Annotated in this window: 19 protein-coding genes and 1 tRNA gene; 8 read left to right on the forward strand and 12 right to left on the reverse strand. The window is 53.3% G+C overall.

Translation table 11 applies throughout. The features are described 5' to 3' along the window. Positions 1 to 40: 40 nt before the first annotated feature. Positions 41 to 1,009, forward strand: a complete 969-nt coding sequence (locus MK110_05720; protein ID MCH2210779.1) for a metallophosphoesterase — start codon at positions 41 to 43, stop codon at positions 1,007 to 1,009. A 414-nt stretch (positions 1,010 to 1,423) separates the two neighbouring features. On the opposite strand, the gene MK110_05725 is transcribed toward MK110_05720, so the two are convergent. Then, positions 1,424 to 1,972, reverse strand: a complete 549-nt coding sequence (locus MK110_05725; GenBank protein ID MCH2210780.1) for a hypothetical protein — start codon at positions 1,970 to 1,972, stop codon at positions 1,424 to 1,426. 344 nt (positions 1,973 to 2,316) lie between these two features. Here MK110_05725 and MK110_05730 point away from each other — a divergent pair, with 344 nt between their 5' ends. After that, positions 2,317 to 3,066, forward strand: a complete 750-nt coding sequence (locus MK110_05730) for a Bax inhibitor-1/YccA family protein (protein MCH2210781.1) — start codon at positions 2,317 to 2,319, stop codon at positions 3,064 to 3,066. A gap of 175 nt (positions 3,067 to 3,241) precedes the next feature. Here the strand turns inward: MK110_05730 and MK110_05735 are convergent, their stop codons facing one another. Together MK110_05735 and MK110_05740 are read right to left on the reverse strand one after the other, a co-directional pair. Further along, a complete protein-coding gene (locus MK110_05735) occupies positions 3,242 to 4,789 on the reverse strand; it encodes an arylsulfatase (protein MCH2210782.1) in 1,548 nt (515 codons plus the stop codon). 65 nt (positions 4,790 to 4,854) lie between these two features. Next, complete coding sequence (locus MK110_05740) at positions 4,855 to 5,355, reverse strand: thioredoxin domain-containing protein (protein MCH2210783.1); 501 nt, start codon at positions 5,353 to 5,355, stop codon at positions 4,855 to 4,857. Positions 5,356 to 5,677: 322 nt separating this feature from the next. Between MK110_05740 and MK110_05745 the strand changes: the two genes are divergently transcribed. From MK110_05745 to MK110_05755, 3 genes are all read left to right on the forward strand, one after another. After that, positions 5,678 to 6,010: an iron-sulfur cluster assembly accessory protein gene (locus MK110_05745; GenBank protein ID MCH2210784.1), complete on the forward strand. Its 333-nt coding sequence runs from the start codon at positions 5,678 to 5,680 to the stop codon at positions 6,008 to 6,010. Positions 6,011 to 6,162: 152 nt separating this feature from the next. After that, positions 6,163 to 8,439: a primosomal protein N' gene (gene priA, locus MK110_05750; protein ID MCH2210785.1), complete on the forward strand. Its 2,277-nt coding sequence runs from the start codon at positions 6,163 to 6,165 to the stop codon at positions 8,437 to 8,439. Between the two features lie 334 nt (positions 8,440 to 8,773). Beyond that, on the forward strand, positions 8,774 to 10,009 hold the full coding sequence (locus MK110_05755) for a molybdopterin-dependent oxidoreductase (GenBank protein ID MCH2210786.1): 1,236 nt from the start codon (positions 8,774 to 8,776) through the stop codon (positions 10,007 to 10,009). On the opposite strand, the gene MK110_05760 is transcribed toward MK110_05755, so the two are convergent. The 3 genes from MK110_05760 to MK110_05770 all read right to left on the reverse strand — a co-directional run bounded on the left by MK110_05760 (position 10,010) and on the right by MK110_05770 (position 12,158). Then, on the reverse strand, positions 10,010 to 10,321 hold the full coding sequence (locus tag MK110_05760) for a Rieske 2Fe-2S domain-containing protein (GenBank protein ID MCH2210787.1): 312 nt from the start codon (positions 10,319 to 10,321) through the stop codon (positions 10,010 to 10,012). Beyond that, complete coding sequence (locus tag MK110_05765) at positions 10,290 to 11,450, reverse strand: DUF2798 domain-containing protein (protein ID MCH2210788.1); 1,161 nt, start codon at positions 11,448 to 11,450, stop codon at positions 10,290 to 10,292. Before MK110_05765 ends, MK110_05760 begins: the two co-directional genes overlap by 32 nt. Positions 11,451 to 11,567: 117 nt before the next feature. Then, positions 11,568 to 12,158, reverse strand: a complete 591-nt coding sequence (locus MK110_05770; protein MCH2210789.1) for a thioredoxin family protein — start codon at positions 12,156 to 12,158, stop codon at positions 11,568 to 11,570. Between the two features lie 741 nt (positions 12,159 to 12,899). On the opposite strand from MK110_05770, the gene MK110_05775 reads away from it, so the two are divergent. Next, positions 12,900 to 14,447 carry a hypothetical protein gene (locus MK110_05775; GenBank protein ID MCH2210790.1) on the forward strand — a complete coding sequence of 516 codons (1,548 nt, stop codon included), beginning with the start codon at positions 12,900 to 12,902 and terminating at the stop codon, positions 14,445 to 14,447. Between the two features lie 315 nt (positions 14,448 to 14,762). On the opposite strand, the gene MK110_05780 is transcribed toward MK110_05775, so the two are convergent. Beyond that, positions 14,763 to 15,875: a Gfo/Idh/MocA family oxidoreductase gene (locus MK110_05780; protein MCH2210791.1), complete on the reverse strand. Its 1,113-nt coding sequence runs from the start codon at positions 15,873 to 15,875 to the stop codon at positions 14,763 to 14,765. A gap of 312 nt (positions 15,876 to 16,187) precedes the next feature. Between MK110_05780 and MK110_05785 the strand changes: the two genes are divergently transcribed. Both MK110_05785 and MK110_05790 read left to right on the forward strand, forming a co-directional pair. Further along, a complete protein-coding gene (locus MK110_05785; protein MCH2210792.1) occupies positions 16,188 to 17,000 on the forward strand; it encodes a hypothetical protein in 813 nt (270 codons plus the stop codon). After that, the gene (locus MK110_05790) at positions 16,993 to 18,093 is read left to right on the forward strand and encodes a Gfo/Idh/MocA family oxidoreductase (protein MCH2210793.1); all 1,101 of its coding nucleotides are present in this window, start codon (positions 16,993 to 16,995) and stop codon (positions 18,091 to 18,093) included. Before MK110_05785 ends, MK110_05790 begins: the two co-directional genes overlap by 8 nt. A 211-nt stretch (positions 18,094 to 18,304) precedes the next feature. Here MK110_05790 and MK110_05795 read toward each other — a convergent pair whose 3' ends face one another. The 5 genes from MK110_05795 to MK110_05815 all read right to left on the reverse strand — a co-directional run bounded on the left by MK110_05795 (position 18,305) and on the right by MK110_05815 (position 26,221). Next, positions 18,305 to 18,667: a hypothetical protein gene (locus tag MK110_05795; GenBank protein MCH2210794.1), complete on the reverse strand. Its 363-nt coding sequence runs from the start codon at positions 18,665 to 18,667 to the stop codon at positions 18,305 to 18,307. 579 nt (positions 18,668 to 19,246) lie between these two features. Beyond that, the gene (locus MK110_05800) at positions 19,247 to 20,749 is read right to left on the reverse strand and encodes a DUF1501 domain-containing protein (protein ID MCH2210795.1); all 1,503 of its coding nucleotides are present in this window, start codon (positions 20,747 to 20,749) and stop codon (positions 19,247 to 19,249) included. 200 nt (positions 20,750 to 20,949) lie between these two features. Beyond that, positions 20,950 to 23,499 (reverse strand): PSD1 and planctomycete cytochrome C domain-containing protein, encoded by a 2,550-nt coding sequence (locus MK110_05805; protein ID MCH2210796.1) that lies wholly within the window; start codon positions 23,497 to 23,499, stop codon positions 20,950 to 20,952. A 481-nt stretch (positions 23,500 to 23,980) separates the two neighbouring features. Next, positions 23,981 to 24,069: transfer RNA gene (locus tag MK110_05810), tRNA-Ser, on the reverse strand. A 334-nt stretch (positions 24,070 to 24,403) separates the two neighbouring features. Continuing rightward, positions 24,404 to 26,221, reverse strand: a complete 1,818-nt coding sequence (locus tag MK110_05815) for a tetratricopeptide repeat protein (GenBank protein ID MCH2210797.1) — start codon at positions 26,219 to 26,221, stop codon at positions 24,404 to 24,406. Positions 26,222 to 26,442: the final 221 nt, after the last annotated feature.

The raw sequence follows: 26,442 nt of genomic DNA on the forward strand, positions 1-26,442 counted from the left end.
GGATATCCTCACGGAAAACCATCCCCTTCCGGAGAAGAACATGCTGAGTCCATTTGGGCGCGTAATACCGGCAGCCGTATTTTGTGCGATTGTCTTTGTCAATCACACATTCACCCTGGCGGAAGAAACTTCGACTGCCAAAGAGAGTTTTTCCGTCGTATTGCTGCCGGACACGCAAAACTATTCAGAAAAATACCCACAGACCTATGTCACCCAGGCACTGTGGATTCGCCAACAGGCACAGGAAGACAACATCAAGTTCGTCATCCATCTGGGCGATATCGTCCAAACGTCCACCCTGAAGCCTGAATGGGAAAACGCAGATCGAGCCATGCGACTGCTGGACGGTGCGGTGCCCTACAGCATGGCACCGGGTAATCATGACATGGTGGTCAAGAACCGTGATTCCACGCTGTACAACGAATACTACTCCCCCGAGCGATTTGCGGACCGACCGTGGTACGGTGGACACATGGGTGAAACCAACGACAACAATTTCTGTTTCTTTGAGGCCGGCGGCATGAACTTCATGATCCTGAACCTCGAATTTGCTCCTCGCGACGAAACTCTGGAATGGGCCGCGGGCGTGACACAGCGATACCCGGATCATCGAGTGATCGTGGCCACGCACTGCTACATGCGGCAGGAGCAGCGAGACACGACCTGTGCCTCGTCCTACAACATTGCCGGCAACAGCGGCGAACAGATCTGGCAAAAATTTATTCGCAGACAGCCGAATATCTTTCTGGTTGTCAGTGGTCATGTCCTGGGAGTGGGACTCCAGACAAGTATCAACGATGCCGGCGGTAAGGTTTTGGAAATACTCACGGACTATCAGGGCCTCCCGAACGGCGGTGACGGCTGGCTTCGTTCGCTGCAGTTCGTACCCAGCGAAAACAAGATCCACATCAGGACATATTCTCCCCTGTTGAACCAGGAGAACAAGGACCCGCGGCACACCTTCTCCCTGGACTATGAAATGACGTCTGTTCAAACGAAGGTCGATTGAGGGATGCGGTGAAACGCATGGCACGCCTGTCGTGTACCACTCCCCGGAAAACAGTACAACGCCTCAGACGCACAAACAGGCAGAACATCGCCGTTGACATCTGCAGTGGTGCTGTGAGTCAGGATTTCTAACATTTTCTGCCTGAGATTTCGGAGCCGATTCCAACTCAGGATTCATGTGCACGGCTGCTTTGTAAAGCGAGGCACGACCAGTCCGAACCGGGGAAAAGCCGCTGCCTCAGTGGATCTGTTCAATAGAACGAAGCGGGTAGAAAAACCGAACGAGTACAGTCCCAGTGGCGGTGTCGTGTCTCATGACGATCGCGCCAGTCCACCGGGGAGCGACCGGATCGTGACTGGTCAGAGAATCGGGATCAATGGAACAAAACGATCCCCCTCAATCGGTCAGCCGCAGTTAGCGGGCTGCATCCACATGGTGGACGTTGATATTGTTGAGACGCTTGGCAGGCTCAATGAATCGCCCCGCGTCCGCATTCGTTGGCAGGGAGGAACTTCTGCCCGCAAGGAAGACGGCCGAGGCGCTCATAAACAGCGGCAGCACAACGCTGGAACCGGACACGCTGGAAAAAACCAGAAACAATCCCGGGTCCATCCACCTTGTAAACTGCTGATTCACAGCGGCCCGAACCATCAGAAAAGCAAGCCAGCAGACAGGTATCACGGCAACTGCCACCGCCCATCGATTCGGGCAGCGACTGACGGGACCAATTCGTCTTGCCAGCACCCACGCCGCGGGAACAAAGACAAGGGCAACCGGGACCTGCCATGCCAGCAGTTTCGGCAGCGATGCACTGCACCCCCATGGCCCGCACCAGTGCTGAGTCACTGCGTACTGATCGCCAATCAGCGCATGAACAGCAGGTGCGCTCTTCAGTGCGGCCAGAACAATCAGTCCCCAGACAGTTCCTGCAGCAACTCTCAGCCAAAAAACCACACGTGACAAGTTATCTGCTCCGACTGACAGGAATTTTAATTTCCACCAGTAGGCCAGGCACTGATCGGCCGTAAGACCACGGGCCGTCATCCCATGACAAACCCCACCCGCCTGTCTGTTTTTTCATTTCGCATAGGTGTTTATATAGTTTTGTGTAAAGCATCCAAAATTGACACCCCGGTGCGTAGAAGAACAAATCCCCTACCTCAAATTTGAGCATCTTCACTGACAATCAAAATGCGTGACGGGTCAAATTTATGGTTGAAACAGGTGTGGTTTCTGAAATGCAGTTTCCCTAACATTCCAGTTTGGTGTCAGGGAGCCTCTTTACGTTTTTTTAAAGGCCCGTATCGATGAGTGTCCAGCGAACATCCAATCCTGTTTTGAGTGATCGTGTTCTGCAACAGTTTTCGTTTGCAGAAGAATCTACCACGATGACCGCCAACGGTATGGTGCTGAAGACCACGATAGCCCTGGCTGGAGTCATGTTAACAGCCGGACTCGCGTGGATTCAGATTCAACAGGGCGCCGCACCCGGACCGTTCATGTATGGCGGGGCGATCGCGGGCCTGATCCTGGCACTGATCACCAGTTTCAAACCAACACTGGCACCGTACACCACGCCGGTGTACGCCCTTGCTGAAGGCGCTTTTCTTGGGGCTTTTTCTGTTCTCACTCAGAGCCGGTTTCCGGATACCCCGATCGTCTTCCAGGCAGTCTGCCTAACATTTGGCACACTGTTTGTGATGTTAATCTGCTACCAAACGGGCGTGATACGAGTTACGGCTAAGTTGAGAGCCGGAATCGTTGTGGCCACCGGTGCGATTTTTCTGTTGTATCTGGTCAGTTTTGTGCTGCACTTCTTTGGCATATCAATGCCCTTGATCCATGGATCCGGGCCAGTCGGAATCGGGTTCAGTTTGTTCGTGGTTGGGCTGGCAGCATTCAATCTGCTGCTCGATTTTGACCTGGTGGATCGGCTGGTTGCTCAGCGTGCTCCGAAGGCGATGGAATGGTACGCTGCTTTTGCTTTGCTGGTGACTCTGATTTGGCTGTACGTAGAAATTCTGCGATTGCTCTCCAAGCTCAACAGACGCGATTAAAGACACCAAAACGCCTTCAGGGTACCAGTCAGAATTTGTTTCAATGTCGGCACGCTTTGATGCTCGGACTGTTCTCCGGCGTCTGCAGCTGGGCAACAATGAAACGATCGTCCCCCCGAACAATCAGCGAACGTTGTTGAATCCGGAATTCGTGCAACCGATGATCATCTGCGTACTATTGTGATGCAAAACTCACGACTCGGTCATTCGATTGCTGTTCTCCAGGAGTGCTGCGACCGTTGCTGATGTACCGCTGCAGCAGATTGCTGAGGTCCTCAACCAGCTCCGGATGATCGGCCTGCACATTGTTGGTCTCCGCCAGGTCCGATGACAGATCAAACAGCTGAATCGCAGGCAGCTCCTGTTCCTTAGCCTGAGCAGATTGCGGACTGCTCCAGCCACCCGAACCCGGACAAAAACATAATTTCCATTTCCCGCGACGAATGGAAAAGGCACCGTTGATCGAATGATGAACGGTTGCTTTGCGGACAGGGCGTTCTGCCGTCTGATTCATCAACCGCAGAACGCTTACCGAATCTTCTCCAGCGTTCGCCGGAAGATCGAACCCGGTGATCTCTGCCAGCGTCGCCAGCAAATCGGTATGGCAGATGGTATCATCACACACGCTTCCGGAGGGTATGACAGTCGGCCACCGGGCAATAAAGGCAACACGATGGCCACCTTCAAAAATGTCGGCTTTATGACCACGGAATCCCCCACTGGGATCATGCCCCCTGCTTTCCAGTGCAGCAAAGTCAGCTCCCGGAGTCGCACCATTGTCACTTGTTACAATCAACAAGGTGTTCTCGGTCAGTCCTCGGGCGTCCACGGCCTGCATCACCTGTCCAATCGTCCAATCGACCTGCATGACAAAATCACCCCATTCGTTGAGTCCGCTTTTGTGTTCGAAACGTTTCGTGGGCAGGATCGGTTTGTGCGGTGCCGGCAGCGGAAAGTATAGAAAGAACGGTTTGTCACTGCTTTGAGCATTGACGTATGCAACCGCCATGTCTGTCAGTTTGTCCAATACCTCAATGTGCTGAAAATCATCACCGACAGGCCCTTTGCGCCAAAACCGTTTGCCCGCTGATCCATCAATGATGCGTGTGGGAACGCTGGTCACCTGATCGTCCTGGATGTAAACATACGGCTGCATATCGAGCGACGCGGGGATGCCAAAAAAGTGATCGAATCCGACCCGGTTCGGTCCGGACGCAATCCTCGCCATAAAGTCATAGTTGTGCCAGAGTTCCCTGGAACTGTCGACAGGTTCAACCTTCGGATCTTTACGCCCCCATTCCAGCCCAAGGTGCCACTTCCCCACACACGCGGTGTTGAACCCCTGTTGCCGAAGCATGGACGCCACTGTTAATCGCCCCTGTGCAATCAGCGGCAAGGAGTATCCCCACAGGACGCCGGAGCCAAGACGCGTTCTCCAGGCATAGCGTCCGGTGAGAATTCCGTAACGAGTGGGAGTGCAGACAGCCGATCCGGAATGGGCGTCTGTGAACTTCATACCTTCAGCAGCCAGGCGATCCATAGACGGCGTGGCAATCTTCCCGTGCGGATTGAACGAACCGACGTCACCAATACCAAGATCATCCGCGAGGATATAAATGATATTGGGCCGTTGTGTTTTCGCTGCTGACGCTGCGGTCTGTGTACCCAGCACCATAACCGAAATCAATAGTATCACGTTCAGCATTCGTTCACAGAAGGACATGAAATCTTCCGTCAAGGCACAGGATTTTCAGTGAACCAAGGAATGAGTTTGCTGTCGTCGCGTGGTCACGATTCAGAAGTGTCGTCCAGCAAACTCAGGACTGACTCCAGTTGTCGATTGATGCGCCGCGCATCAACGTAGCCGTGAATAGCTCCGGCCGGCCGGCCACCTACAAAAATGCGAACCTCCGGTATCGTGTTGATCCCAAAAAATGCTGTGAGTTCCTCATTCTCTGTCGACTCAACATCAACCTTGACCACCGAAACCTTCATCGGATACGCCCGGGCAATTTTTTCCAGCTCGGGAGCCAAATGCAGACAGGGCCCGCAATGCGGTCCCCAAAAGTCGACCAGAACAACTCGATTCGGCTGATGGACCAATTTCAGAAACCGGCCTTGTATATGGCGGATCAGCGGGTCTCGACCACTGCCGACGGCCAAAAGTTCAGCGGCACCGTCCGGAGCCCCGGCAAGTTCCTGATATTGTGATTTCCCGCACCCCGCGGCAATGACACACAACGGCAGGACCGCAACTGTCCAAAGACTTCGGATGTACCGATGATTCACGAATCAATACCTCTTCAAAATCAGTCTGAAGCCTCAAAAGCGTGTGGCACACGATTCTGTACGGGCTAAAATCCGGAAATTCACTTCAAATGAGAGGTCATTCACAAATGACGTACTTGACAGGTCATGACTTACGTCGAGTAGACTGTATACTGAACAGTGTAAAGTAATAAATCCAGCACAGGGGGCAGCGATCTTTTCCCCCCGGCCGGCAGAGTTCCAGAAGCTGTCCTCACATTAAGGCCAGCTAACGCTTATAGAAAACGGCAATCCGCTAAAGATTGCCGCCTCGACAGACATCAGTCGCCACAGGAGACATCAAATGACAGTACAACTTACTGAAGCCGCTGCAGTCGAAATCAAACGTGTGATGCAGGAGCAGAATCGAGAGGAACTTAAGTACGTCCGTGTCGGCGTGGCCGGTGGCGGGTGCAGCGGGTTCCAGTATGCCTTCAATTTTACCGGCGACTACGACACCAAAGTAGACGTGCTTCAGGAACAACACGGGGTTGGCGTTGTTGTCGACAAGAAAAGCGATTTGTTTCTGGACGGAACAACCATCGACTTTTACTCGGGTCTGGATAAACGAGGATTTCAGTTCAACAATCCGAACGCCGTCAAATCCTGCGGGTGCGGCAGCAGTTTTTCAGCCTAGGGTTTCTTAACCGTTGTCAGCTTCAGCGGGATAGAAGACGACTACCACTATCCCGCACCGTTTCGTGATCAATCATCGACGAGACGCCGGTGACTCAACAGGTGAACTGTCGTCTGTCTGATTACGTTGTCCACAAGTGAATTCGAATCGCCGTGGGGAATCAGGGACTGTTTGACTTTGCCGACCTACCCGAGTGGGAACAGGCGGCTCAGGACGATGTTCAGATCGCGGATGTCGTCTTTAATCTCCCTTTGGAAAAACCCTACACTTACACGGTCTCGGATGAATTACGCGAGATTCTTCGACCTGGAATGCGGGTGCGTGCTCCACTGGGACGTGGCAATCGACTTGTCGCCGGATACTGCGTCGGCGTCCGTCAGTCCGCCCGGACAACCACGAGTCTGAAACCAATTCTCGAAGTCCTTGACCCATCGCCGTTGCTCAGCACACAAATGCTGCAACTCACAGAATGGATTGCCAAACGTTATTTATGTGGCTGGGGACAGGTCCTTGAGAGTGTGGTTCCGGCGGGTGTAAAACGGCGATCCGGGACACGGATGATTCAGGGTTTTCTGCTGGCGGCCGATGCAGAACAACGACTGTGCCATCTGCGGCTCCCGCCTGGACAGCAGTCCGTCATTGATGTCCTCCGCGGGACAACGGACCCGATATCTGCACCGGAAATCTGTGAACGCGCGGGCTGCGGCCCTGGACCAATTACCGGGCTTCGCAAAAAGAACCTGCTTGAGGTCGTTCGAGTACGCTCAAAACTTGAAGGTGACACGCTCGAACGCGCCACCTCGGAGCCTGACCTGCAGATTAACCCGCAGCAGCGGGCCTGTCTTGCAGCCATTCACAAAACCATTGACGCGCAGCAACACCAGACAATTTTGTTGCATGGTGTCACGGGTAGCGGCAAGACCGAAGTTTACATTCAGGCAATTCGTGAAATCGTACGATACGGTCGGCAGGCCATTGTACTTGTGCCGGAAATCAGCCTGACACCTCAAACGATTCGCCGGTTTGGCAGCCGGTTTCGATCGGTCGCTGTGCTTCACAGCCACATGAGCGATTCGGAGCGTCACTGGCAATGGCAACAGATCGCGAAGGGTGACGTTGAAGTCGTCGTCGGTGCACGCAGTGCCGTATTTGCCCCTGCACCTCACCTGGGGCTTATTGTGATTGACGAGGAACATGAACCCACATTTAAGCAGGAAAGTACACCTCGCTACCATGCCCGCGAAGTCGCCAGACAACGCTGCAGAATGGAAAAAATTCCTCTTGTGCTGGGATCTGCAACACCAACACTGGAATCATGGTTGAGATCACAGAGGAAAGAAGATCAGCTTCTGTCGATGCCGGACAGAGTCTCCGGGCTGCCGTTGCCGCCGGTTGTGGTGGTGGATATCCGCAACGATCCGGTCATCGCACGAGGAGCCAGCCTGGGAAGAGCTCTGCAGCAGGCAGTCCGCAGAGCACTTGCCGATGGAGGACAGGTCATCCTGTTCCTGAACCTGCGAGGATATTCACCTACAGTGTGGTGTCGAAAATGCGGCTCAGGAATCAAATGTCCCGACTGCGACCTGACACTCACCTGGCATCGTGATCGTCAGTCGGCTATCTGCCACGGCTGTGATTACTCTGTGCCGGCCCCCGATCGATGCCCTTCATGCGACAATCCATCTCTCCGATACTTCGGAACCGGAACGCAAAAGCTCGAAGAAGAAGTGGCGGCCACGTTCGAAGAAGCAGTCATTGTACGAATGGACAGCGATTCGATGAAAAAACCAGGGAGCCACGATTCTGCACTGGAACGATTTCGGTCCGGAGAAGTACAGATCCTGCTGGGGACTCAAATGATCGCAAAAGGTCTCGATTTCCCCAATGTCACACTCGTAGGGGTCATCGATGCGGACAGCATGCTGAACCAACCTGATATGCGCGCTGCCGAAAGAACGTTTCAGCTGATCTCCCAAGTGGCAGGTCGTACGGGGCGCAGCGATCGTGGCGGCCGGGTCATCGTACAAACAACCTGTCCCGAAGACGCCAGCATCACGTTTGCTGCGAAACACGACTACCTCGGATTTGCCCGGTATGAACTGAAAGAACGACACGAACTTAGTGCTCCACCGTTTAACTGTGTCACTCGCGTCATTTTTCGCGGACTGCAGGAGTCACTGGTCTCGGCAACATCACGCGAAGCTGCCCGTCAACTGCGCGAGGTCACTGAGAAAGACTCACAGGTCCGCATCCTTGGAGCTGCACCGGCACCGATCTCGCGATTGCGGGCTTATTTTCGTTATCATCTTCAGATCGCCGCACCAACGGAGGAACGCGTGCGTGAGGTCTGGCTGTCTGTGGCCAGTGTGTTTCAGCTGCCCGATGGTGTCGAAATGGCGGTCGATGTTGACCCAATCAATTCGCGGTGAATCGATTCAATGTCGAACCTGCCGGTCGCCCAAGAGCGTTGGACTGGTTTTCGGGGAAGCCATTGTTTCCGCGTTCCGTGCCACTTCGCAGCAGAGTTCGGGCAACTGACGCAGTCGGCCTGAACAGAAGGCTTCCGACATTCCCACACGATACGTGAGAATCCGAACAGTCGGCATGATATAGTTTAAGCTGTCGTCACCGGTCAGAAATCATCGAACGTAAATCTTCTCCCTTTGACCGGTGTTCCCGTTTAAAGCGACCACTGAAACTGTTTCCTGTAACAGGCTCGAATTTGGTTGCGGCCATGCCGCGTTGCATACGAGGTTAGCAATGATGTCGGATTCCAGAAAGGCCCTGCGAAGTTCGCCAGACCGGCGACAATTCCTGCAGACCAATATGGCGGCGGCCGCTGCCACCGCTCTGCCGTCAAAAGCAGTTGACGGTGAACCATCAGTATCAGAGACATCCGGCAACCGGGAACCCTGGCTCACAAAGCCGGACAACTTCCAGGATGTGTCACGAGGCAAACCAATTCCTCATACACTTTCTCGGGAGCAGCGGCGGGAAGTCGGCCTGACACGCGACACCTGGCAACTGAATGTCGTCAGCGACACGGAATTCCCTGCGTCAATTCGTCAACCACTGGCCGGACAGCAGGCGTTCACATTTCGAGATCTCATGCAAATGGCCGAACAACACGCAGTTCAGTTTCCCAAAGTCATGACCTGCCTGAACATGGGCTGTCCTCTTGGAAACGGCATCTGGGAAGGCGTCCCGCTGCGTGACATCATCTGGAAGACTCAACCCGTCGAAAATCTACGGCGGGTTTTCTACTACGGATACCACAACGATGACCCGGAACAAATGTTTCGCAGCTCATTGCCGATTGGGCGAATCCTTGAAGATCCATTTGATCTGCCGCCCGTGATTCTGTGCTACAAACTCAACGGGCAGTGGTTGACCCCTGAACGTGGTGGTCCGGTCCGAATCGTGGTTCCGGAAGCCTATGGCTTCAAGAGCATCAAGTGGCTGACCAGGGTGATTCTTTCCAACATCCCTGCCGCCAATGACACCTATGCCACTCAAAACAACGATGTTGACAGTCCGCTCAAAACGTTCTGTGCCACGCTGCAGTCACCAAAAGAAGTTGAGGCTGGAAAAAACTTTCCAGTCACGGGATGGGCACAGGTTGGCATTTCAGGGTTAAAAAAAGTTCAGGTCTGGATTGACCGCCGCGACAACAAACCAGCGGAGGATGACCCGTACTTCATATCTGCACCGTGGCTGGACGCGGAAATTCTTCCGTCGCCGAAAGATTTTGGAGGCGGGCTGCCTGGCGGTCTCATTCCTGCGGATACACTGGGATTCAGTCGTGACGGACGGCCCACAACCTGGCCGCTGCCACTGACACGAGTTTTCTGGCGTCTGCAGCATCCAGCACTCCCATCCGGCCGCTACAGTCTCCGGTGCCGAACCGTGGACCTCAACGACGCCGCCCAGCCGATGCCGCGACCATTCCGCAAGTCGGGCCACGCGAAGATTGAACACATCCGATTTGACGTGATCTGACTATTCATCAATCCGGATGACAACCATGCCGTCGACAACGTCGGCTTCAAACCCTGGCTGACAAATTCCGTCACTTAGCTGGTGCTGCCCTGTTGTCACGTCGAACTGCCATCCATGCCACGGACACGTCACGATGCATCCCTGCAGTGTTCCCTGTCCTAAAGGTCCGCCTGCATGCGGGCACATACCGTCCAGCACGTAAAATTTGCCACCGACGTTGAACACGGCGAAAACACGACCTTCGGCGACAATCTCAGCGGACCGGCCTTCGGGAATGTCGTCAGACCGAATGAGGGTCAGAGTCTGTTTCATTCTGGACGGTATCCCTGTCGTCACCTGAGACCATTTCATCCTGCTTTCGGCGGCGAGCAATTGGCAGAAGAAGCTGCGACAGCAAAAAGATCACCACAGGTGCGATCCACGCAGCCCGCATGAACTGCATTACAAAATCCGGCGGTTTGAACAGTTGTCCAAGCAGCAGATATCCGATCATACCCGTCATCAGCCATGTCAGTACACCACAGCCGATTGCAGTCATCTGAGTCTTAAACACCGAACGTTCTGTAAGTTCATCCACATAAACGTCGATCGTACGACGCCGCCGAACCGATCGTTCGATCGCTGAAACTACCTGCAGCGTTCTGGAGAATTGTTCCATTCCCGCCTGACATGCAGCTGTGTCCGGAAGGCTTTCTGCCAAACGTTCACACAACAGCGAAGTCCGATAGTCTGAACGACCCGGCAAAATCACCGGCTGATCGACCACCTGTCCATCCACATGTCCCTGCAGTCGACCCAGCGGGTCAGCACCGGAAAACTTCAATCTCACGGGGGGACGCGGCGTCCCGTCGGCAGCCGAACCGGCGAGCATAATTTGAGAACCGGAAACCAGCGACCCGTCATCTTTCGTTCCCAGTGCGGTAACCTGTGAATTCGCAAAACCAAATGCGGAACACGCATCAATGACATGCATCAAAGTCCCCGAAGCGTCAATGTCGTCCTGGGGTGACGGAAGATTCAGGCGAAAATCGGTGAAACGAATGTCGGTACGAAAATCCTGAGACTGGTACCAGCTTCCTGTAAGAACAATGATACCACAATGGCTTTCATCAAGTACCAAATGCAGTTCATAGCTGTATGCAGTCGAAAGATCTCCCGGCGGAATCACGATTACGTGATGTTCCGCCTGGCTTGCATGACGAGCCAGACGGACAGATTCGTCCGCCTGTGAGTGAGCAACGATCACAGTGTCGGCAGCTGTACCCACAAATACTTCTTCGGGTGATGCAGCACGCCGTGTGTCAACCGGCAGCTTCGTCTGCAGTTCTGCGGCCAGCGGCCCGTGAAGATGCACGTGCTCCAGCGAATGATCAGCAGACGTGACGATACTCTGAATCAGCAACGCCGCATCTGACTGATCGCCGGTCAGTGAAAACCGCATATTGGATGTCCTGACGCCAAGTTTGCCAGGTCGTAGGAAACAGATGCAGATCGTCGGCCGGTCACAGAATAAATACCAAAAGGAAAACTTCTGCCACCGTCACAATCATCACGTGAGTCAGACGGCCGGCTGTCCGGTGAAATACTCCGGCTCCCGACCTGGTGCCCACTTAATATTGCACCCAATACTTGGAATCTGTTCACAGGAAACTTCCTGACCGCTCAAAACCGCATCACAGGCGCCACGCAAATCTTCGCCGGTAACAGGAACCTCGTTACCAGGACGACTACTGTCGAACTGTCCGCGATAAACGAGGACATGATCCGCATCAAACAGAAAAAAGTCGGGAGTACACGCTGCCTGATACGTCTGAGCGACCTGCTGTGTTGCATCATACAGATAGGGGAATCGATACCCGGCTGACGCAGCTTCTGACTTCATCTCGTCAGGCCCGTCCTGAGGATGGCTTTGGACATCGTTGGAACTGATCCCAACCACCGCCACGCCTTTTTGTTGATATTCATCAGCAAATCCAGCCAGCGCCTCACGAAGGTGGATAACAAACGGACAATGGTTACACATAAAGACCACAAGCAGAGGCCGGCCTGCAAACTGACTGCGACTCACAACAGTTCCGTCCGTGTTTGTCAATGAAAAATCCGGGGCAACGGTACCAATCGGCAACATGGTAGATGCAGTCTTGACCATAGGACCCAACTCCTGATGAAACAAAGCAAATGGCAAGGTGTGGCAAAACACCAACACGCTGTCGACGCAGTGAATGTGGAACGATCTATTGTGGCTGCGAACACAAATTTTGAGTAACCATCGGACCCTGTTTTGCCTGAAATGTCACGTCGCCGACACATTTTCCCGTGAGCGGGATCAGGAAAATTTCACCCCCCTGACAAAACATGTATCGCTTCACCCGGGTTGGTGAAGACCGAATGCACCAGGGAAAATTCGTTAGTCTGTGATCAGCAGGCGTAATCGGTCCAGATTCCCCAGTAATTCGGACCGCCAATAGGCAAATTCTGCTGATTTTTCCCGAGCGAGATTTCGATAGAAACATGGGGTGACCGAGATACTGCTGATCCTTGCATGATTCCCGGTCGAAACTGTAAAAAATGATCGGCCGTGTGGAATCATACAACGAAGACGGCACCCGGAAATAACGAATTTCTTGACTCACCCTTTCCCGTCGATAACCTTACCAGAGACAGCAAAATCCAGTTAAACTGCATCTCGAAGGCTCAGATAACAGTTCATGGTTGTTTTGTTGTAACCGTTCTTCACTCAGGTACACGGAACCCTCAGTACTTGTTTTGGTAGTGAAAGATCAGAGTGGTGTGCTGGTCGGGAACATTCGTTCGTTCGAATTCCAACAGTTCAACACATCGGTAGTAGAAGCCTCGCGGCTGCTCCGTCAGAAATCAGGAGGCTCATTCCATGGCAAAACAAAGCAACGGCACATTATTCACCCTTGCCTTTTTTATCCTGGCGGCAGTCGGTTGTGGTATTGCGCTGGGAATGGTTATGAGCAATTCAACGGCTCTAACAGTGGAACGTGATGCAGCCGTTAAAGACAAAAACGATGCCGACGGGGCCGTGCGGCAACTCAACTCTGATAAAGAAGCACTCCTTGAAGTTGTGGGACGTCCGGGGACCGATGTGGGACAGGAGGGCGTTTCAGGTTCCGTGGTGGGCGACTTCCTGGAAAAAATGGATTCGCCAAGATTCAGCAATCTCGCCGACGGTCCCAAAACCATGGAGCATGCCCTGGACTCAGCTGCAATAGCCAGGGACATTCAGGCCGCTGCCGCGATCAATCGTCAGAGAGAGGTCCAGAGCAGAACGGCGGATCTGGAGCGAGCCGTTGCCTCGAAGGATGAAGAAATCAGTGTCCATCAGACAGCTCGGGAACAGGCCGAACTGGAACTGCAGAAGCGAAACGCAAAACACAGCGAAGAAATCGACGAAATCAACAACGAATTCAACAAGATTAAGGATCAGCTGGAAAACCTGCAGACTGAATACGACAACTACGTGACCGATACAAACCGACAGCTCAGTTTCCAGGATTCAGATATTCGTGAGAAACGGTCTGCAATTCAGGCGCTGCGGCGTGAACTCTTTGAGCAGGAAGATATCAGCTTCGCAACCGCGGACGGGGTTATCTCATCGGTAGACCACGTGAGAGAACTGGCCTATGTCAACCTTGGCAGTGTCGATCAGGTGCGAGTCGGTACGACATTTTCGGTCTATGTGGCAGCACACGGGGGAATCGGACGCCGCAACACAAAGGATATCAAAGCCAGTATCGAAATCGTAGATGTGCTGGAATCTCACCTTTCCGAGGCAAAAATTACGCGTCAGGATCTCCATCGACCGATTGCCAAGGGTGATCCCATCTATTCGCCGGTATTCACTGCAGGTCTGCCGGTCGAAGTGGCCATCGCAGGTTTGATCGATTTCGATGGAAGTCCGGGAAGCGACCGAGACGAACTGTTGAATCTGGTGGCAGGACATGGAGCCCACGTTTCTGTGCAGATCAATGACGAAGGCGAATTCGCCACGCAAGAGGGAGAGACACTGACAGAAGAAGAAGCCGTTTCACGCATTTCAGAAAAGACCCGGTTTCTGATTATTGCGGATCTGGGACGCGATGCGACGGACAACGCAAAAGACAAGACTCGACTTAACACCTATCGCAATATTCAATTGAATACCGGAAGACTTCAATTGCAGGCTGAAAATCACGGTGTCTATGAAATCGGTCTCTCCACATTTCTGGAGTTCCTGGGATACACCAGAAAACGGGTAGTGTGGCGTGCCGGTCAGGAGTTTAGCGCCAGACTGGTCAATGGTGCCAAGAGCCGGTCTGTCAATGCGTCAATCGGTAATCGAGTCAGCGGTGGCACTGTTTCTGCTCGATATTCATCGCGAAGAACTCCACGCCCGACTGCAGCCGGAACGGTGAGTGCACTTTACAAATGAGTGCTGAACGACGTTGTTGTCCACAGGTAACAGCGGTAGCCACGGCGTGTGAATTGCATCTTCCTGACAGGGTTGCTATGCCGACAGATATGGTTGCAATCGGAACCATCAGTCCGATGATATTCAAATTCGCTGTCCCTGGCAGACGCAGCAGTGTCTGATGATGTTCCAACATTGTAACATCATCGTCACACCACATGGCCAATGCATCCAGGACCATCTTCGCACGGCACTCGTCAATACGACTGTCACGGTGTTGGAACACTTCGCGCCGCAGACCAGTACGGACTTCGCAGCAACATCACAATGATGCACTCATGTGCTGCTAACAGGGACCCAGCCACCGGTGATCGCAGATTGCACCACTGCGTCAGTGAAACATTGCACACGCCAGCCGTTTTTCAGATTCGGATGATCACCGGGAATTTCACCGGCCCGCACACTGCGGACAACCGGAAACACATATTTCTCAAATCGATTTCCAAATCCCTTGTCCGGGATACTGGCAAGAAGCTTCGGAGCGCAATCCGGATCACCGAGAATCACATCACCAGTAACCCGGTTGATGCCGACCGATGCATCCGTTCCGTGCAGTTCGAGTTCCGGAGCAATTCCCTTACGAAAATACGTCGCATGTGACAGCAACAGAGTTCCGACAGCTCCGTTTGCGAACTCCCAGGAAACACCGGCGTAGTCAGGCGTTCCTCCCCGTCGCTGCTGCGCTTCTGTGTGTGCTTCGGTGCTGTTCGCCAGAGCTTCCTGCAGATTGATCGCTCCCAGATCTGCTTTGGATGGTGTGATCGTTGCCGCATGAGCCAATACGCGGGTGGCTTCCATTCCAAGCAACCAGCAGACAGTATCGTAAGCGTGAGACCCCACATCGGCAATACTCCCGGCAGCAGACAGCTGCGGGTCGTCCCGCCACGTCAGAGGCATGTTGACAGGACGAGGATTGTGCCACCGATACACGACTCCCCGAATTTCTCCCAATTGCCCCGAATCAACAATCTGCTTCAATTTCTGAAAGATGTCCGAATAACGGGTCCAGAACGGCACATAGTGAGCAAGTGCTCCGGCGTTATCATAAGCCTGCCACATTTCCTTCGCTTCGTCAGAATTCATACCCACCGGTTTTTCACAAAACATGTGCTTCCCGGCTGCGGCTGCGGCAAGAACAGCTTCGTAGTGCAGGGCATCCGGAGTACCAACTACAACAAAATCGACGTCGGGATGTTCCACCACGTCTCGCCAGTTGTCTGTGATCAGGTCCGCACCATCCTGTTTACCGGCTGCTTCCAGCAGATCACGACGGCGGGCGCACAGGGCGACAATACGAGCGTCAGCAACGCCACGAATTTCATCCCGGTACGGTTTTCCGATGTAACCGGTTGCCCCCAGGACCCCGACACCAATTCTGCTGCTGCTCATTTCTAAAATCTTTCACTTTTCGACACGACACCTGCCAACCATCCTGGACTGGTCATTTCAAAGCCGTTTCGAATCTCACCATTGATCTGACAAATCGGGATGTGAAATTGAATCCTCATCAATCGGTTTGTAACGTCATTTGATGCCGTATGACAGCAACTACATCATGACGCTAAAGGCATAAATGAATCCGTTCCCATTATCCTGGCGACGGTCAGACTATGGATCTGAACAGTCTGTGTTTCTCACCGGATCGTATCGTTGAAGCAGGACCTTTACTGTTCCTGATACCGGACACAAGGACAAAGACGAGTGAGCAGTGGAATAAAACTGGCGATCAACGTATCGCCTGACCTCACCCCCCGCTGTCGGACGCTGGCAATTCGTTCCTGTGCCGTCCGGCTTGTGGATGATATCGATCACTGTTCGGCAGTGCTTACAGATGACTCTGAGATCGCGGCATCAGCTCTGGATGCGGGCACCTCTGTTCTCGTGCTGAATCCGTTTGGTCTGTCGGAGGATATCTGTCAGCGGGTCGACAACTTAAATGCCTGCATGCCTGCTCATACCCGGCGATTTCAACCATCGGTGGTGCAGGTAAAGCACGCTCTGGACTCGGGCAGACTGGGTGATGCGGGACTGCTGCGAATTCACTGCTGGAATCCGGACGCTGAGAACACGGAACTTTTCACCGGTGAAGTTGATCTGGCCGTCTGGATGTTTGGTTGTATGCCGAACAACGTTTATTCCGTGCACAGACCCGGATATCGACAGGTTCATCTGGGATTTGACAGCGGAGGGATGGCGATTATTGATTTTGATTCGACCAACCCGGGTGACAATGATTATTACTCCCTGTCAATGATCGGTTCTGCAGGCGCTGCCTATGCTGATGATCACCATAATGCGAACCTGCTGATGGACGACAGTGGAACAAAGACTTTACTGACATCACAGTATGATGCCGCGTTCGCCGCCATGATCGATCATTTTGCACGGTCTGCCGGTGACGGCAAACAGTTCCCGGTGAACTGGCGTGACACAATAAAGGCGAACCATCTGGCCGGTCAGGCTGCCCGGTCTGCTGAACAACAGAATGTCGTTGCGGGAGAATGCAATGTCTGAGAAACGATTTAAGGCTCTGGTATTGAGCGTCGTCAAGCACAGCTATGTCGCCCTGGCTGTCGATGCACATCCCCGGTTTGATCTGGTAGCCGTCTGTGATGATCCGCACGAACCGGACTGGGTCCATAAACGGAATCAGGAATTTGCTGACCGTTTCGAGATCCCCTACATCCGTAATCCGGAACAGGCTGTGAAAGATTTCAGTCCGGATCTGGCGGTCGTAAGTTCGCAGGCCGAGCGTCATTGTGACCTGTCCGTACGCGCCGCTGAAGCGGGACTACATGTCGTGGTAGACAAACCTCTGTCGACAACGCTGAGTGAATGCGATCGATTGGTTCGAGCTGTCGAATCGGCCGGCGTGCGCTGCCTGGTCTGGAATCGCAATTTCCTTCCCGCCCTCTGTCAGGCAACCCAGGCACTGAAAGACGGTGCCATCGGAGACCTTCGGGCAATCCACTGTGATTTTTACTTTTCCAAGGACGCAGGCCCGCCTAAAGGCACACGGCAACCCGGCGACCCTCCGATCAACTGGCTTCAGCGCCAGATTGACGCGCATGCTGATGGATCTGACGGCGGAGTGGGCATGGAAGCAATGGGTGAACTGCAGATCGAAGGCATTTATCCGCTGGCATACATACGAATGCTGACTGGTGGCGTGGTGAAACGCGTTTTTGCGAGGACAGCTGCTCATTTTCACCAGGCCAATCTGGACAATGACGTTGACGATCTGGCCACCGTCACACTGGAAATGGAAAACGGAATCGTCGGCTCACTTTGTATTGGACGGATTGGAGCAGCCAGCCATCCCGATCTCGGTGAGATTAAACTTCATCTGCTGGGAACCGCAGGAGCGATGGTCGTAAGTGAGTCACGCCCTGAGGTCGCCGTGCACTATCGTGGACAGCCAGCAAATGAGTTTCGTCATATTCGCGTTGCTGATGACAACAATTACCTGTTGATGGAAAATTTTGCCCAGGCAATTGACCACGGAACGAACACGATTCTGGATGCACAGGGCGGTCGTGATATTTGTGCCACCGTCGAAGCATGCGTGCGATCGGGAAAAACCGGACAGCTGGAAACCGTGTGTTAGAATCGTTGCATGTCGGAACTCACCATTTCCCATGTGCATCAGGAGCGATCCCGGGAAAGTTTCCGGTTGTCTGCGAATGCACCGTGTGTTTGCACTCACGTGTGTAACAAAACACGGATACCCCGTAGTGTACAACTGCCATTCGACACCTGCGGAATACGGGGGCACATGGCTCTCGTGATCACCAGGTAAATTCTTATCGAGCACTCGTCTATGCACTGTCGTGGACACTACTCAGCAATTTGCAAAAACTATTTTTTGAGCGTTGTAATTTACGGATTTTCTGGAGGCACAGTTCCAGGTCCCGACAGATGGCAGTCGTCACTCCGTTGATCCGAATAAGACCTTGAGCGCGCATCAGTCGATCGATCAAAGCTGTCCCCCAGTCGAATCCGTCCATCTTTGCGATCAATTCCTCGGTCAGCTGCTGGATATCCGTTCGGTGGTGACAGCGTGTGCTGCCGCTTCGTCGACACAGGTGGAGGTCGTAACTCAGTTTTCTCAGGGTTGCACCAAACTCGTTGTCATGGTGGTATTCAGAGAAGATCATCGACGGCACTGATGATTCGAACATTTGTCGTCCCTCTCGGCAAACGAAACATCTGAACCGGACACGTCACCACAACACAGTACTGCTATGGGAAGAGATCTCCTGTTGGAATTGCAGTCGCACTGAAAACAGGTTCAGCTTTCTAGTGTTCACCGCTGATTCCGGTTTGGCCGGCAACGTCCGGTCAACCGATCATGAAACATCAGGCAGATCCGGTTGTTCAGCAACTGACAGCAAAGAACAACGCCGGATTTTGCTCTCCCGCTGATTTGGTGTGAATCCGGGATTTATCCCGCCTGTGGAACCACGACACATGGTCGGACTGATTTTCTCAAGGTTTTCTGGCGTACTGTCTGCAAGTTTCGTAACACGAATCCGGTTGTTAACAGGTTCGCAGCAATCCGTCTGAAACACCAAAACACAAAGTGCAACGGCAGACTAACAGCATGCGTAACAACTGTCTCACCATCGGTCAGGACTGGACCGTGTGTCAGGTTTGATCGGCAGTATTCATCATGACTGCAACGGGTATACGAAAACATCAGGATGAAGGTCCGGTGCGACTCAAACAACCTGCCGTCGGCGAAGCAGCTTCCCCATACGTTACGAAACAACGGGTGGTCGCCTGAGAATGTCACTCACGATTCGTGATTTCCGACCGTTCGTAATCTCTTTGACCTGACCGTTGTGAACATAGTAAAGCTGCTCGGGATCGATTCCAAACAAATGCAGGAGCGTCGCCTGATAGTCGTTCGGTGTCACCGTGTCGACAACAGCACGGTGTCCGAAGTCATCAGTTTCCCCGTAGGTCACTCCACCTTTGAATCCACCACCAGCAACCCACATGCTGAAGCCCTGACCGTTGTGGTCCCGTCCGGCTTTCGCCGGATCGCCGTGATTCTCTGTGACAGGCAGTCGCCCGATCTCTCCCCCCCAGTGAACGACGGTGCTGTCGAGCATTCCTCGCTGTTTCAGATCCTTCACCAGAGCTGATGATGGCTGGTCGGTCTTACGACAAGCGGCAGGAAGATTTTTGCGAATATTCGTATGACTGTCCCAGGGCTGGCCTTTGTGAAACAGCTGTATGAACCGAACACCACGCTCAACCAGACGACGTGCGAGCAGACAGCGCGTGCCATAATCTCGTGTGGTGTCATTGTCCAGACCATACAACCGCTGAGTGGCCTTCGTTTCCTTTGAAACATCCAGAGCTTCGGATGCGGCAGACTGCATACGAGCCGCAAGTTCGTAGCTGGCAATTCTGGCTTCGAGGTCTGATTCTCCAGGATGCTGTTCAAGGTGTCGTCGGTTTAATGTGCTCAGCAGTGCCAGATTTTGCTGCTGCAGAGTTCCACGCAGATGAGCCGGCGCATCAAGATTATGGATTCGCGGTTCTGTGGGTCTCAGAACCGTTCCCTGAAACAGCGGAGGCATGAATCCGTTGGACCAGTTATGAACACCGTCAACGGGAAGCCCCCCCGGATCCGTTAAAACCATGTAAGCCGGAAGGTTCCGACTGGCTGTCCCCAGTCCGTAAACCAGCCATGAACCGACCGTTGGACGACCGGTAACACCTGGAATGCCACCATGAAAATATCGAATGGACACTTCGTGGCCATTTGCTCCCGTGTGCATCGAACGAATCAGCGTAATCTCATCTACGATTTCCGCCGTGTGAGGCAACAACTCGGACAACTCGGTACCACACTCTCCACACGGACGAAATCTCCACGGAGTTCCCATCAGGGTTTTGGTGGCTCGGTTGATGAAGCTGAACTTCACATCATCCTTGAATTCTGTTCCGTGGTATCGGGTAAGCTCGGGCTTGGGATCTGTCAGATCCATGTGCGAGGGACCGCCATGCTGAAACAGTGATATCATTGCCGTCGCCTGGGCCTCGAAGTGAGGCTGCTTCCTGTTCAGGTCGAAGTGCAACGGATTCTTTAAGATATTCTTTGGCGTTGCCAGGAGCCTGTCCTGACTGAGTAGCGTTGCCAGCGCCACGCTTCCAAGGCCCATAGCGTTCTCGGCCAGAAACGCGCGCCGCGACCGAATGGGCGGAACGGTCAGGGTTGAATGATCGTTTGAGCACTGAGTATCGGTCATTGTCCCGTCATTCCTGACTGATTATCTACAAGTCAGCCTATCAGACCATGCGAACTGATGCTTCCCGTCACGCCGGGACTTCACTGATCGTTCTGATCAACTGACTCAACGTGAATAGTTCTTCTTACAACAGAAGTCTCGTTGAGTCACTATTATCGGATGGCACACCTCAACTGAACGTTGTGGTGTGGGTTACCTCGTCAATCCACATACAGAAATTCATTAGACGTCAGCAGAACCTGGCACAAATCTGCCAGGGCCTGCTGATCCGGAGTTACGTTTTCCGGAAGTTTGGTTTCTTCAGCTGTGATTGCCGCCAGCTGTTCATTGATGAATCTAATGCTGATTTCTTTCTCTACATCGGTCGGCGGTCGACAAAGAGCAAGCTGCCAGGCGTTCGCCACTCGTTGTTCCAGCGTCATGACCTCCGCGGTCGCCACCGTGGCCAGATCTGCAGCCTGCGACAGCACGAACCCCCCATTCATCAGCATCAGGGACTGTGTCGCCACCGTCGAAGACTGACGCCGGTCACAATTCGTGACCATAACCGGTGCATCAAACGCCTTCATCAATGCCACCGGTCGGGTTCGACGCTGCTGAATATAAATACTCCGACGCTTTTGCGTGTCATCCACCACAACCTGTCCGGTATCGTCTTCCCGGACCGGAATTGGTTTGCCAAACAGTTCCCGGTTGAGTTGTTCGGACGCCGACAGCATTCGGTCTCGCAGTATCTCCGCCTCCAGCCGTATCAACGATTTTCGCCAGTAGTACCTGTTGTCGGGGTCGATTTGATTGAACTCTTCGGAACGCGCCGATGTCTGGAGATATGCGGTCGATGTCATAATAATTCTGTGCAGATGGCTCAGTTTCCAGCCGTTTTCCATGAATTCCGCGGCGAGCCAGTCCAGCAGCACGGGGTGACTTGGCTGAGTTCCCAGGCGACCAAAATCCGCAGGTGTTTCTACGATTCCCCGACCAAAATGATGCAACCAGACCCGATTCACAATCGTTCTCGCGACCAGAGGATGGCGGCCACTTGTGAGCCATTTCGAGAACGCCAGTCGACGTCCACTTGTCGACAATTCCGGATCATTGGAACTAAAGAACGGTCGATCATTTTCCGGAGCAGCAACTGTCAGTGAGGCAGGTGCCACCTCAAACTTTGGCTGACGGTGATCACCGCGATGGAACAGTCTTGTCTCCGGAATATGTCCGGACGGCTCAACCAATGCACGGACGTACTCGTGCGGTGGCTTCTTCGCACGAATTTCACTGATTTTTTCGTCGATCTTCTTGATTTCGTCGGCCGCCGCCTGGTTGTACTGATAGAGATTTCCCGGAGTGATATTCGTACTCGGGTATTTCTTCAGCAGTGCCATCTGCTCGGGAGTACGAATGTCACCTGACGTCTCATAGGCTGATCGAAGCTGAGTTTGGAGTGGTTCGTCATACTTTGACAGTTCCTTCGTGAGGGCCTCCTCCATAAATTTCCGTTGCTTTGCAGCGCGTTCGTCGGTGACCTTCGCTGCTTCCTTCTCAATCTCCGCTGACTTCTCATGGTCTTCTTTTGTGTATAACGAAACCCGACGTTCCTCCGGTGTCTTCCAAGCCTGCCAGTCAATCGCAGGTTCGAGCGTGGCACGCAAAGCATAGTAGTCCGTTTGGGGGATCGGGTCATAGCGATGGTCATGACACTGGGCGCATGCAACGCTCAATCCCATCAGTGATGTCGTCACGATTTTGATCGTGTCTGTCATAACCTGGTTGCGACCGTTCGGATTGTTGTTTCCACTACCGGTTCCATCTGCGGCGGTGCGCAGGAACCCTGTCGCAATCAATAACTCAATCTGTTCTTCGGTATAATCTCCGTTCTTTGGTCCGGCCAACTCGTCCCCGGCCAACTGTTCGACAATGAACTGATCGAACGGTTTGTCCTGATTGAAAGAACGAATCACGTAATCCCGATATCGCCACGCCCAGGGACGATCTGCATCGGCCCCGGCCCCTTCGGAATCAGCATAACCGGCGACATCCAGCCAGTGTCGCCCCCATCGTTCACCGTAATGGGGTGAACGAAGAAGACGCTCGATCAGTCGTTCCCAGGAACCAGGCGCCACATCGGACAGAAATTCATCCGCTTCCTGATCAGACGGCGGAAGTCCGATCAGATCAAAGTAAGCCCGCAACATCAGTGTTCTTCTGTCAGCGTCCGACGAAAACTGCAGTTCGTGAGGCTGCATCACCGCAAGCAGCAAAGCGTCAATCGGAGTGCGCACCCGACTTGTCTCATCATGTGCAGGAACCTCCGGTCGCTCAATCGGCCGAAAGGACCAAAAGGATCGTTCTTCCGGAGTAATCCCCAGGCCGGGACCAATCGCTTCAGGTTCGAGCCTCGCGGTTTTTGCTCCGGCTGCCACCCATTGTTCCAGCAGAGTCAGCTCTTCAACGCTGACTTTGGACTCACCAGGAGGCATTTCACCGTCACGAATGCGCTGAATCAACAGGCTGTGATCGGGATCGCCAGTCACAATTGCGGGTCCGGATTCGCCACCGCGGATCATGAAGCGGACAAGCCGCAGGTCAAGTTCGGCTTCCTTTTCCTGTTCAGCACCATGACAGTCAAAACAATGTTGACGAAAGATGGGCCGAATGTGCTGTTCATAAGTAAGGTTGTCAGCGGCGCGTCCGGGCAACACGTTGACCAGGAAAACCGATAACAGTGTCAGCACAGCCGAAAAACATCGCATGGAAGGCAGTCTGCGACAGCGGAAGAACGATTACAAGGAGATTGTCTCCTAGTGTGCATTGTCCACGATGGTTATCACCGATGCAAGAAGCGGATCAGATGATAAAATATGGCAACATTGTTCGCGCAAAGTAATCCGGTCGAACGTGCAGCAACAGACCCGACATCCTCTGCCCAAACTGCCAAGTCTGATTCCGGTGACCGCCGATCATTCCGCATCACCTGAATTCATAAGGGGGACCGGGCAAACACGCACTGACGAGGTCCGATGAACTGAACTCACCAGTTGCACACTCATCGGTCCCGGTACCTGTCCCTTTTGTTGAAGAGCGCGCCGGGTTGGCCCCACAAAACAATGCCGGTCCGACAAACAGGTCAGATCACATAAGGCACGAATTCTCAAAATCCGTGCCGAAGAAACTCGCGACAGACCGGTTGGTACGGCGGACACCATGAATGGATCAGGGGCGTAACATTCTGAGCGGAGAGAGCGGGATTCGAACCCGCGGTCCCCGTTTCCAGGGACACATCATTAGCAATGATGCGCATTCGGCCACTCTGCCATCTCTCCGGTACACCCAAGCCGCTCAGCAGCAACACTATAATCGGATCGGCCGGCGACGCAAGTTCAGCCGGTTTGTGCAGGAATCACAATGGTTTTCATATCTGCCCTGTCTTCGATCGCACATTTTGGAACATCTGTGCTGAACGGCGGGGATCCTGTCGATCCGTTGACGACAGAGTTCTCTGAAACGGTCACAGGATGTGAACACCCTGACCATGGAACAACTCCAACATCGGAGGATCGGATCAACCGTGAAATCTTTAACCATTCAGTCTCTGCAGCAGCAATTTCTGATTTCCCTGAACACTCACTGATCGCTTTGCCTGAAACTCACGCGATCTCAAAACCGATCCTTGTTCCGAACCAGTCGAACATTCTGCAGTTCCGTACTCACATCGGGATCATCCGGCAGGAGCATCTGTGCCCGCTGAAGGTGCATGGTCCCCTCATCAATCATTCCCTCTCCAACAAGTGCTTTGCCCAGGTTTAAGTGTGCCCTGCCCTTGTTAGGATTGATTTCCACCGCCTGACGCAAATGGGTGATTGCCTGATCCAGCTTCCCCTGAGCCGCAAGCATCGTCCCAAGAATCAAATGTCCCTGGCCGTCGGACGCATTTAATTTCAGGGCCTGTTTCAAATGGCTGATCCCCTGACTGTTATTGCCCTGCCTCAGCAGCGCCGTACCCAGGATCCGGTGGGCGGCCGCATCTGTCTCATCAATCTGTAACGCTTTCCGCGAGTGGTCGATAGCCGCAACGATTTCGCCCTGCTGAAGTTGCTGATTTCCCAGGTTGCACTGAGCGGGCCCATAGGACGGATCGATTTCCACCGACTGTTTGAAGTAGCTAAGTGCCTGTCCTGGCTGAGATAACTCAAGATAAGCCATTCCAAGATTGTTGTGTTCTTCAGCAGTAACGGGATCGAATTTGTAGGCGTTTCTTAAGTAGGCCCACTCGCTCCTGAAGCTAAACGGCTGGTCAAGTTCCGGGTACTGCCGGTGGAGGGCAATGTACTTTGCACGCAACTCGCTCATCGGGAAAGAAACACGAATATCGGCATGGGGCAGTGGATCCACGAAATCCGGATTTGGCATTTTCAGCGAAGGCAGGATCGAAAAGATTAAGGCCGCATAACAGCACATCGATCCGGCCCATACATAGCGGGCCATCGACATCCAGCTTCTGCTTATCCAGCCCTGCACCCGCGCACCAAAGGTATCAAAAGGCATGACCATCAAATTCATAAGCGGAACCGCCAGAATTTTGTCGAAGTACGACGGTTGTCGCAAGAAACGTAACACAAAAAACGTGCAGAGGATGACACCGCCGTAAGCCAGTCCGAACGAAAACTTACCGATCTTCGTACGCGGAGTGGTCGAGGGATCAGTGATCAGTAATGTCAGCCCCAGAAACACGGATGCATCAAAAGGCGTAATTACCACGCTGCTGCCGTAGATCAGGCCGGAGACGACAACCATGCCGTACAGACCGAGAACGGCTCCAAATGTGACCAGCGTTGTCGAGAACAGAAACTGCACGACTAGGCCAAGCAGAAAAATGATCTCATAAAAGTTGGCCGGCAGATAGAATGACCAGATGAGGTCGAGGCCAAAAGTCTTATCAACTGAGTCAGTGGCCAACAGTCCGACTGAAAGTAACGACAGTGAAAAGGCCGAGGGGTTGATAATGTGCGTGGGTTTGCCGTTGCGCTTCCACGTTACAAATTCCTTACCCAAATACGTCAGTGCCAGCAGTAAGAACTGGAAGATAAAGAAGTCCGGCTTGAACCACATAAACAGATTGATGCTCAACACAACAGGCAGGGGGCCGAACCCCAGATTCCACACTTTGCCACGCGACCAGGAGAGCAGCATTTCAAACAGGTAAGCAAACACTATCTGAAACGCAATCAGAACCGCGTAACTCCGTACTTCGTGCCAGTGCAGGCCCCAATACAGGTAAAGGCATGTTTGCAGAGAGGCCTGGATGTAGTGAGGCCGGCGGATACTCACTCGGACCTTAAAGGGACGTTCCCGATGGCGAAAACACCACCAAAGTACAACCTGCCAGATCGCCAACCCGATAAACACGCTCAGCAGAGTAGTGGTTAACGGACCTTGATCGCCAATTGAGGGCAGCCAGTCAGGCAAGGAGACCATCAGCGAAGAGAATTGCATTTCCAGTTTACGCCTCACTGTTTCCAAACCGGGGCAGGTACGACCTGCGACCGAAGAATGCGGCCATGTCATTCCTCCCAAAACGGCACAGGAGCAGCTGCAAATTACGCCACACAGGAGCAATCAGGCATCAGTCAAAACTCCCGGAAAACCGTAGCATCACATACGCTCGGCTGAGCACTCAGAAGCAAACAAACTTGCTG

Source organism: Fuerstiella sp. (assembly GCA_022447225.1).
GTDB lineage: Bacteria > Planctomycetota > Planctomycetia > Planctomycetales > Planctomycetaceae > S139-18.

Excerpts from the sequence above, each read along its gene's own strand:
- MK110_05720 (MCH2210779.1), top strand. The coding sequence starts at position 41 with ATGCTGAGTCCATTTGGGCGCGTAATACCGGCAGCCGTATTTTGTGCG.
- MK110_05730 (MCH2210781.1), top strand. The coding sequence starts at position 2,317 with ATGAGTGTCCAGCGAACATCCAATCCTGTTTTGAGTGATCGTGTTCTG.
- MK110_05735 (MCH2210782.1), bottom strand. The coding sequence starts at position 4,789 with ATGTCCTTCTGTGAACGAATGCTGAACGTGATACTATTGATTTCGGTT.
- MK110_05745 (MCH2210784.1), top strand. The coding sequence starts at position 5,678 with ATGACAGTACAACTTACTGAAGCCGCTGCAGTCGAAATCAAACGTGTG.
- MK110_05755 (MCH2210786.1), top strand. The coding sequence starts at position 8,774 with ATGTCGGATTCCAGAAAGGCCCTGCGAAGTTCGCCAGACCGGCGACAA.
- MK110_05760 (MCH2210787.1), bottom strand. The coding sequence starts at position 10,321 with ATGAAACAGACTCTGACCCTCATTCGGTCTGACGACATTCCCGAAGGC.
- MK110_05765 (MCH2210788.1), bottom strand. The coding sequence starts at position 11,450 with ATGCGGTTTTCACTGACCGGCGATCAGTCAGATGCGGCGTTGCTGATT.
- MK110_05770 (MCH2210789.1), bottom strand. The coding sequence starts at position 12,158 with ATGGTCAAGACTGCATCTACCATGTTGCCGATTGGTACCGTTGCCCCG.
- MK110_05775 (MCH2210790.1), top strand. The coding sequence starts at position 12,900 with ATGGCAAAACAAAGCAACGGCACATTATTCACCCTTGCCTTTTTTATC.
- MK110_05780 (MCH2210791.1), bottom strand. The coding sequence starts at position 15,875 with ATGAGCAGCAGCAGAATTGGTGTCGGGGTCCTGGGGGCAACCGGTTAC.
- MK110_05790 (MCH2210793.1), top strand. The coding sequence starts at position 16,993 with ATGTCTGAGAAACGATTTAAGGCTCTGGTATTGAGCGTCGTCAAGCAC.
- MK110_05795 (MCH2210794.1), bottom strand. The coding sequence starts at position 18,667 with ATGTTCGAATCATCAGTGCCGTCGATGATCTTCTCTGAATACCACCAT.
- MK110_05800 (MCH2210795.1), bottom strand. The coding sequence starts at position 20,749 with ATGACCGATACTCAGTGCTCAAACGATCATTCAACCCTGACCGTTCCG.
- MK110_05805 (MCH2210796.1), bottom strand. The coding sequence starts at position 23,499 with ATGCGATGTTTTTCGGCTGTGCTGACACTGTTATCGGTTTTCCTGGTC.
- MK110_05815 (MCH2210797.1), bottom strand. The coding sequence starts at position 26,221 with ATGGTCTCCTTGCCTGACTGGCTGCCCTCAATTGGCGATCAAGGTCCG.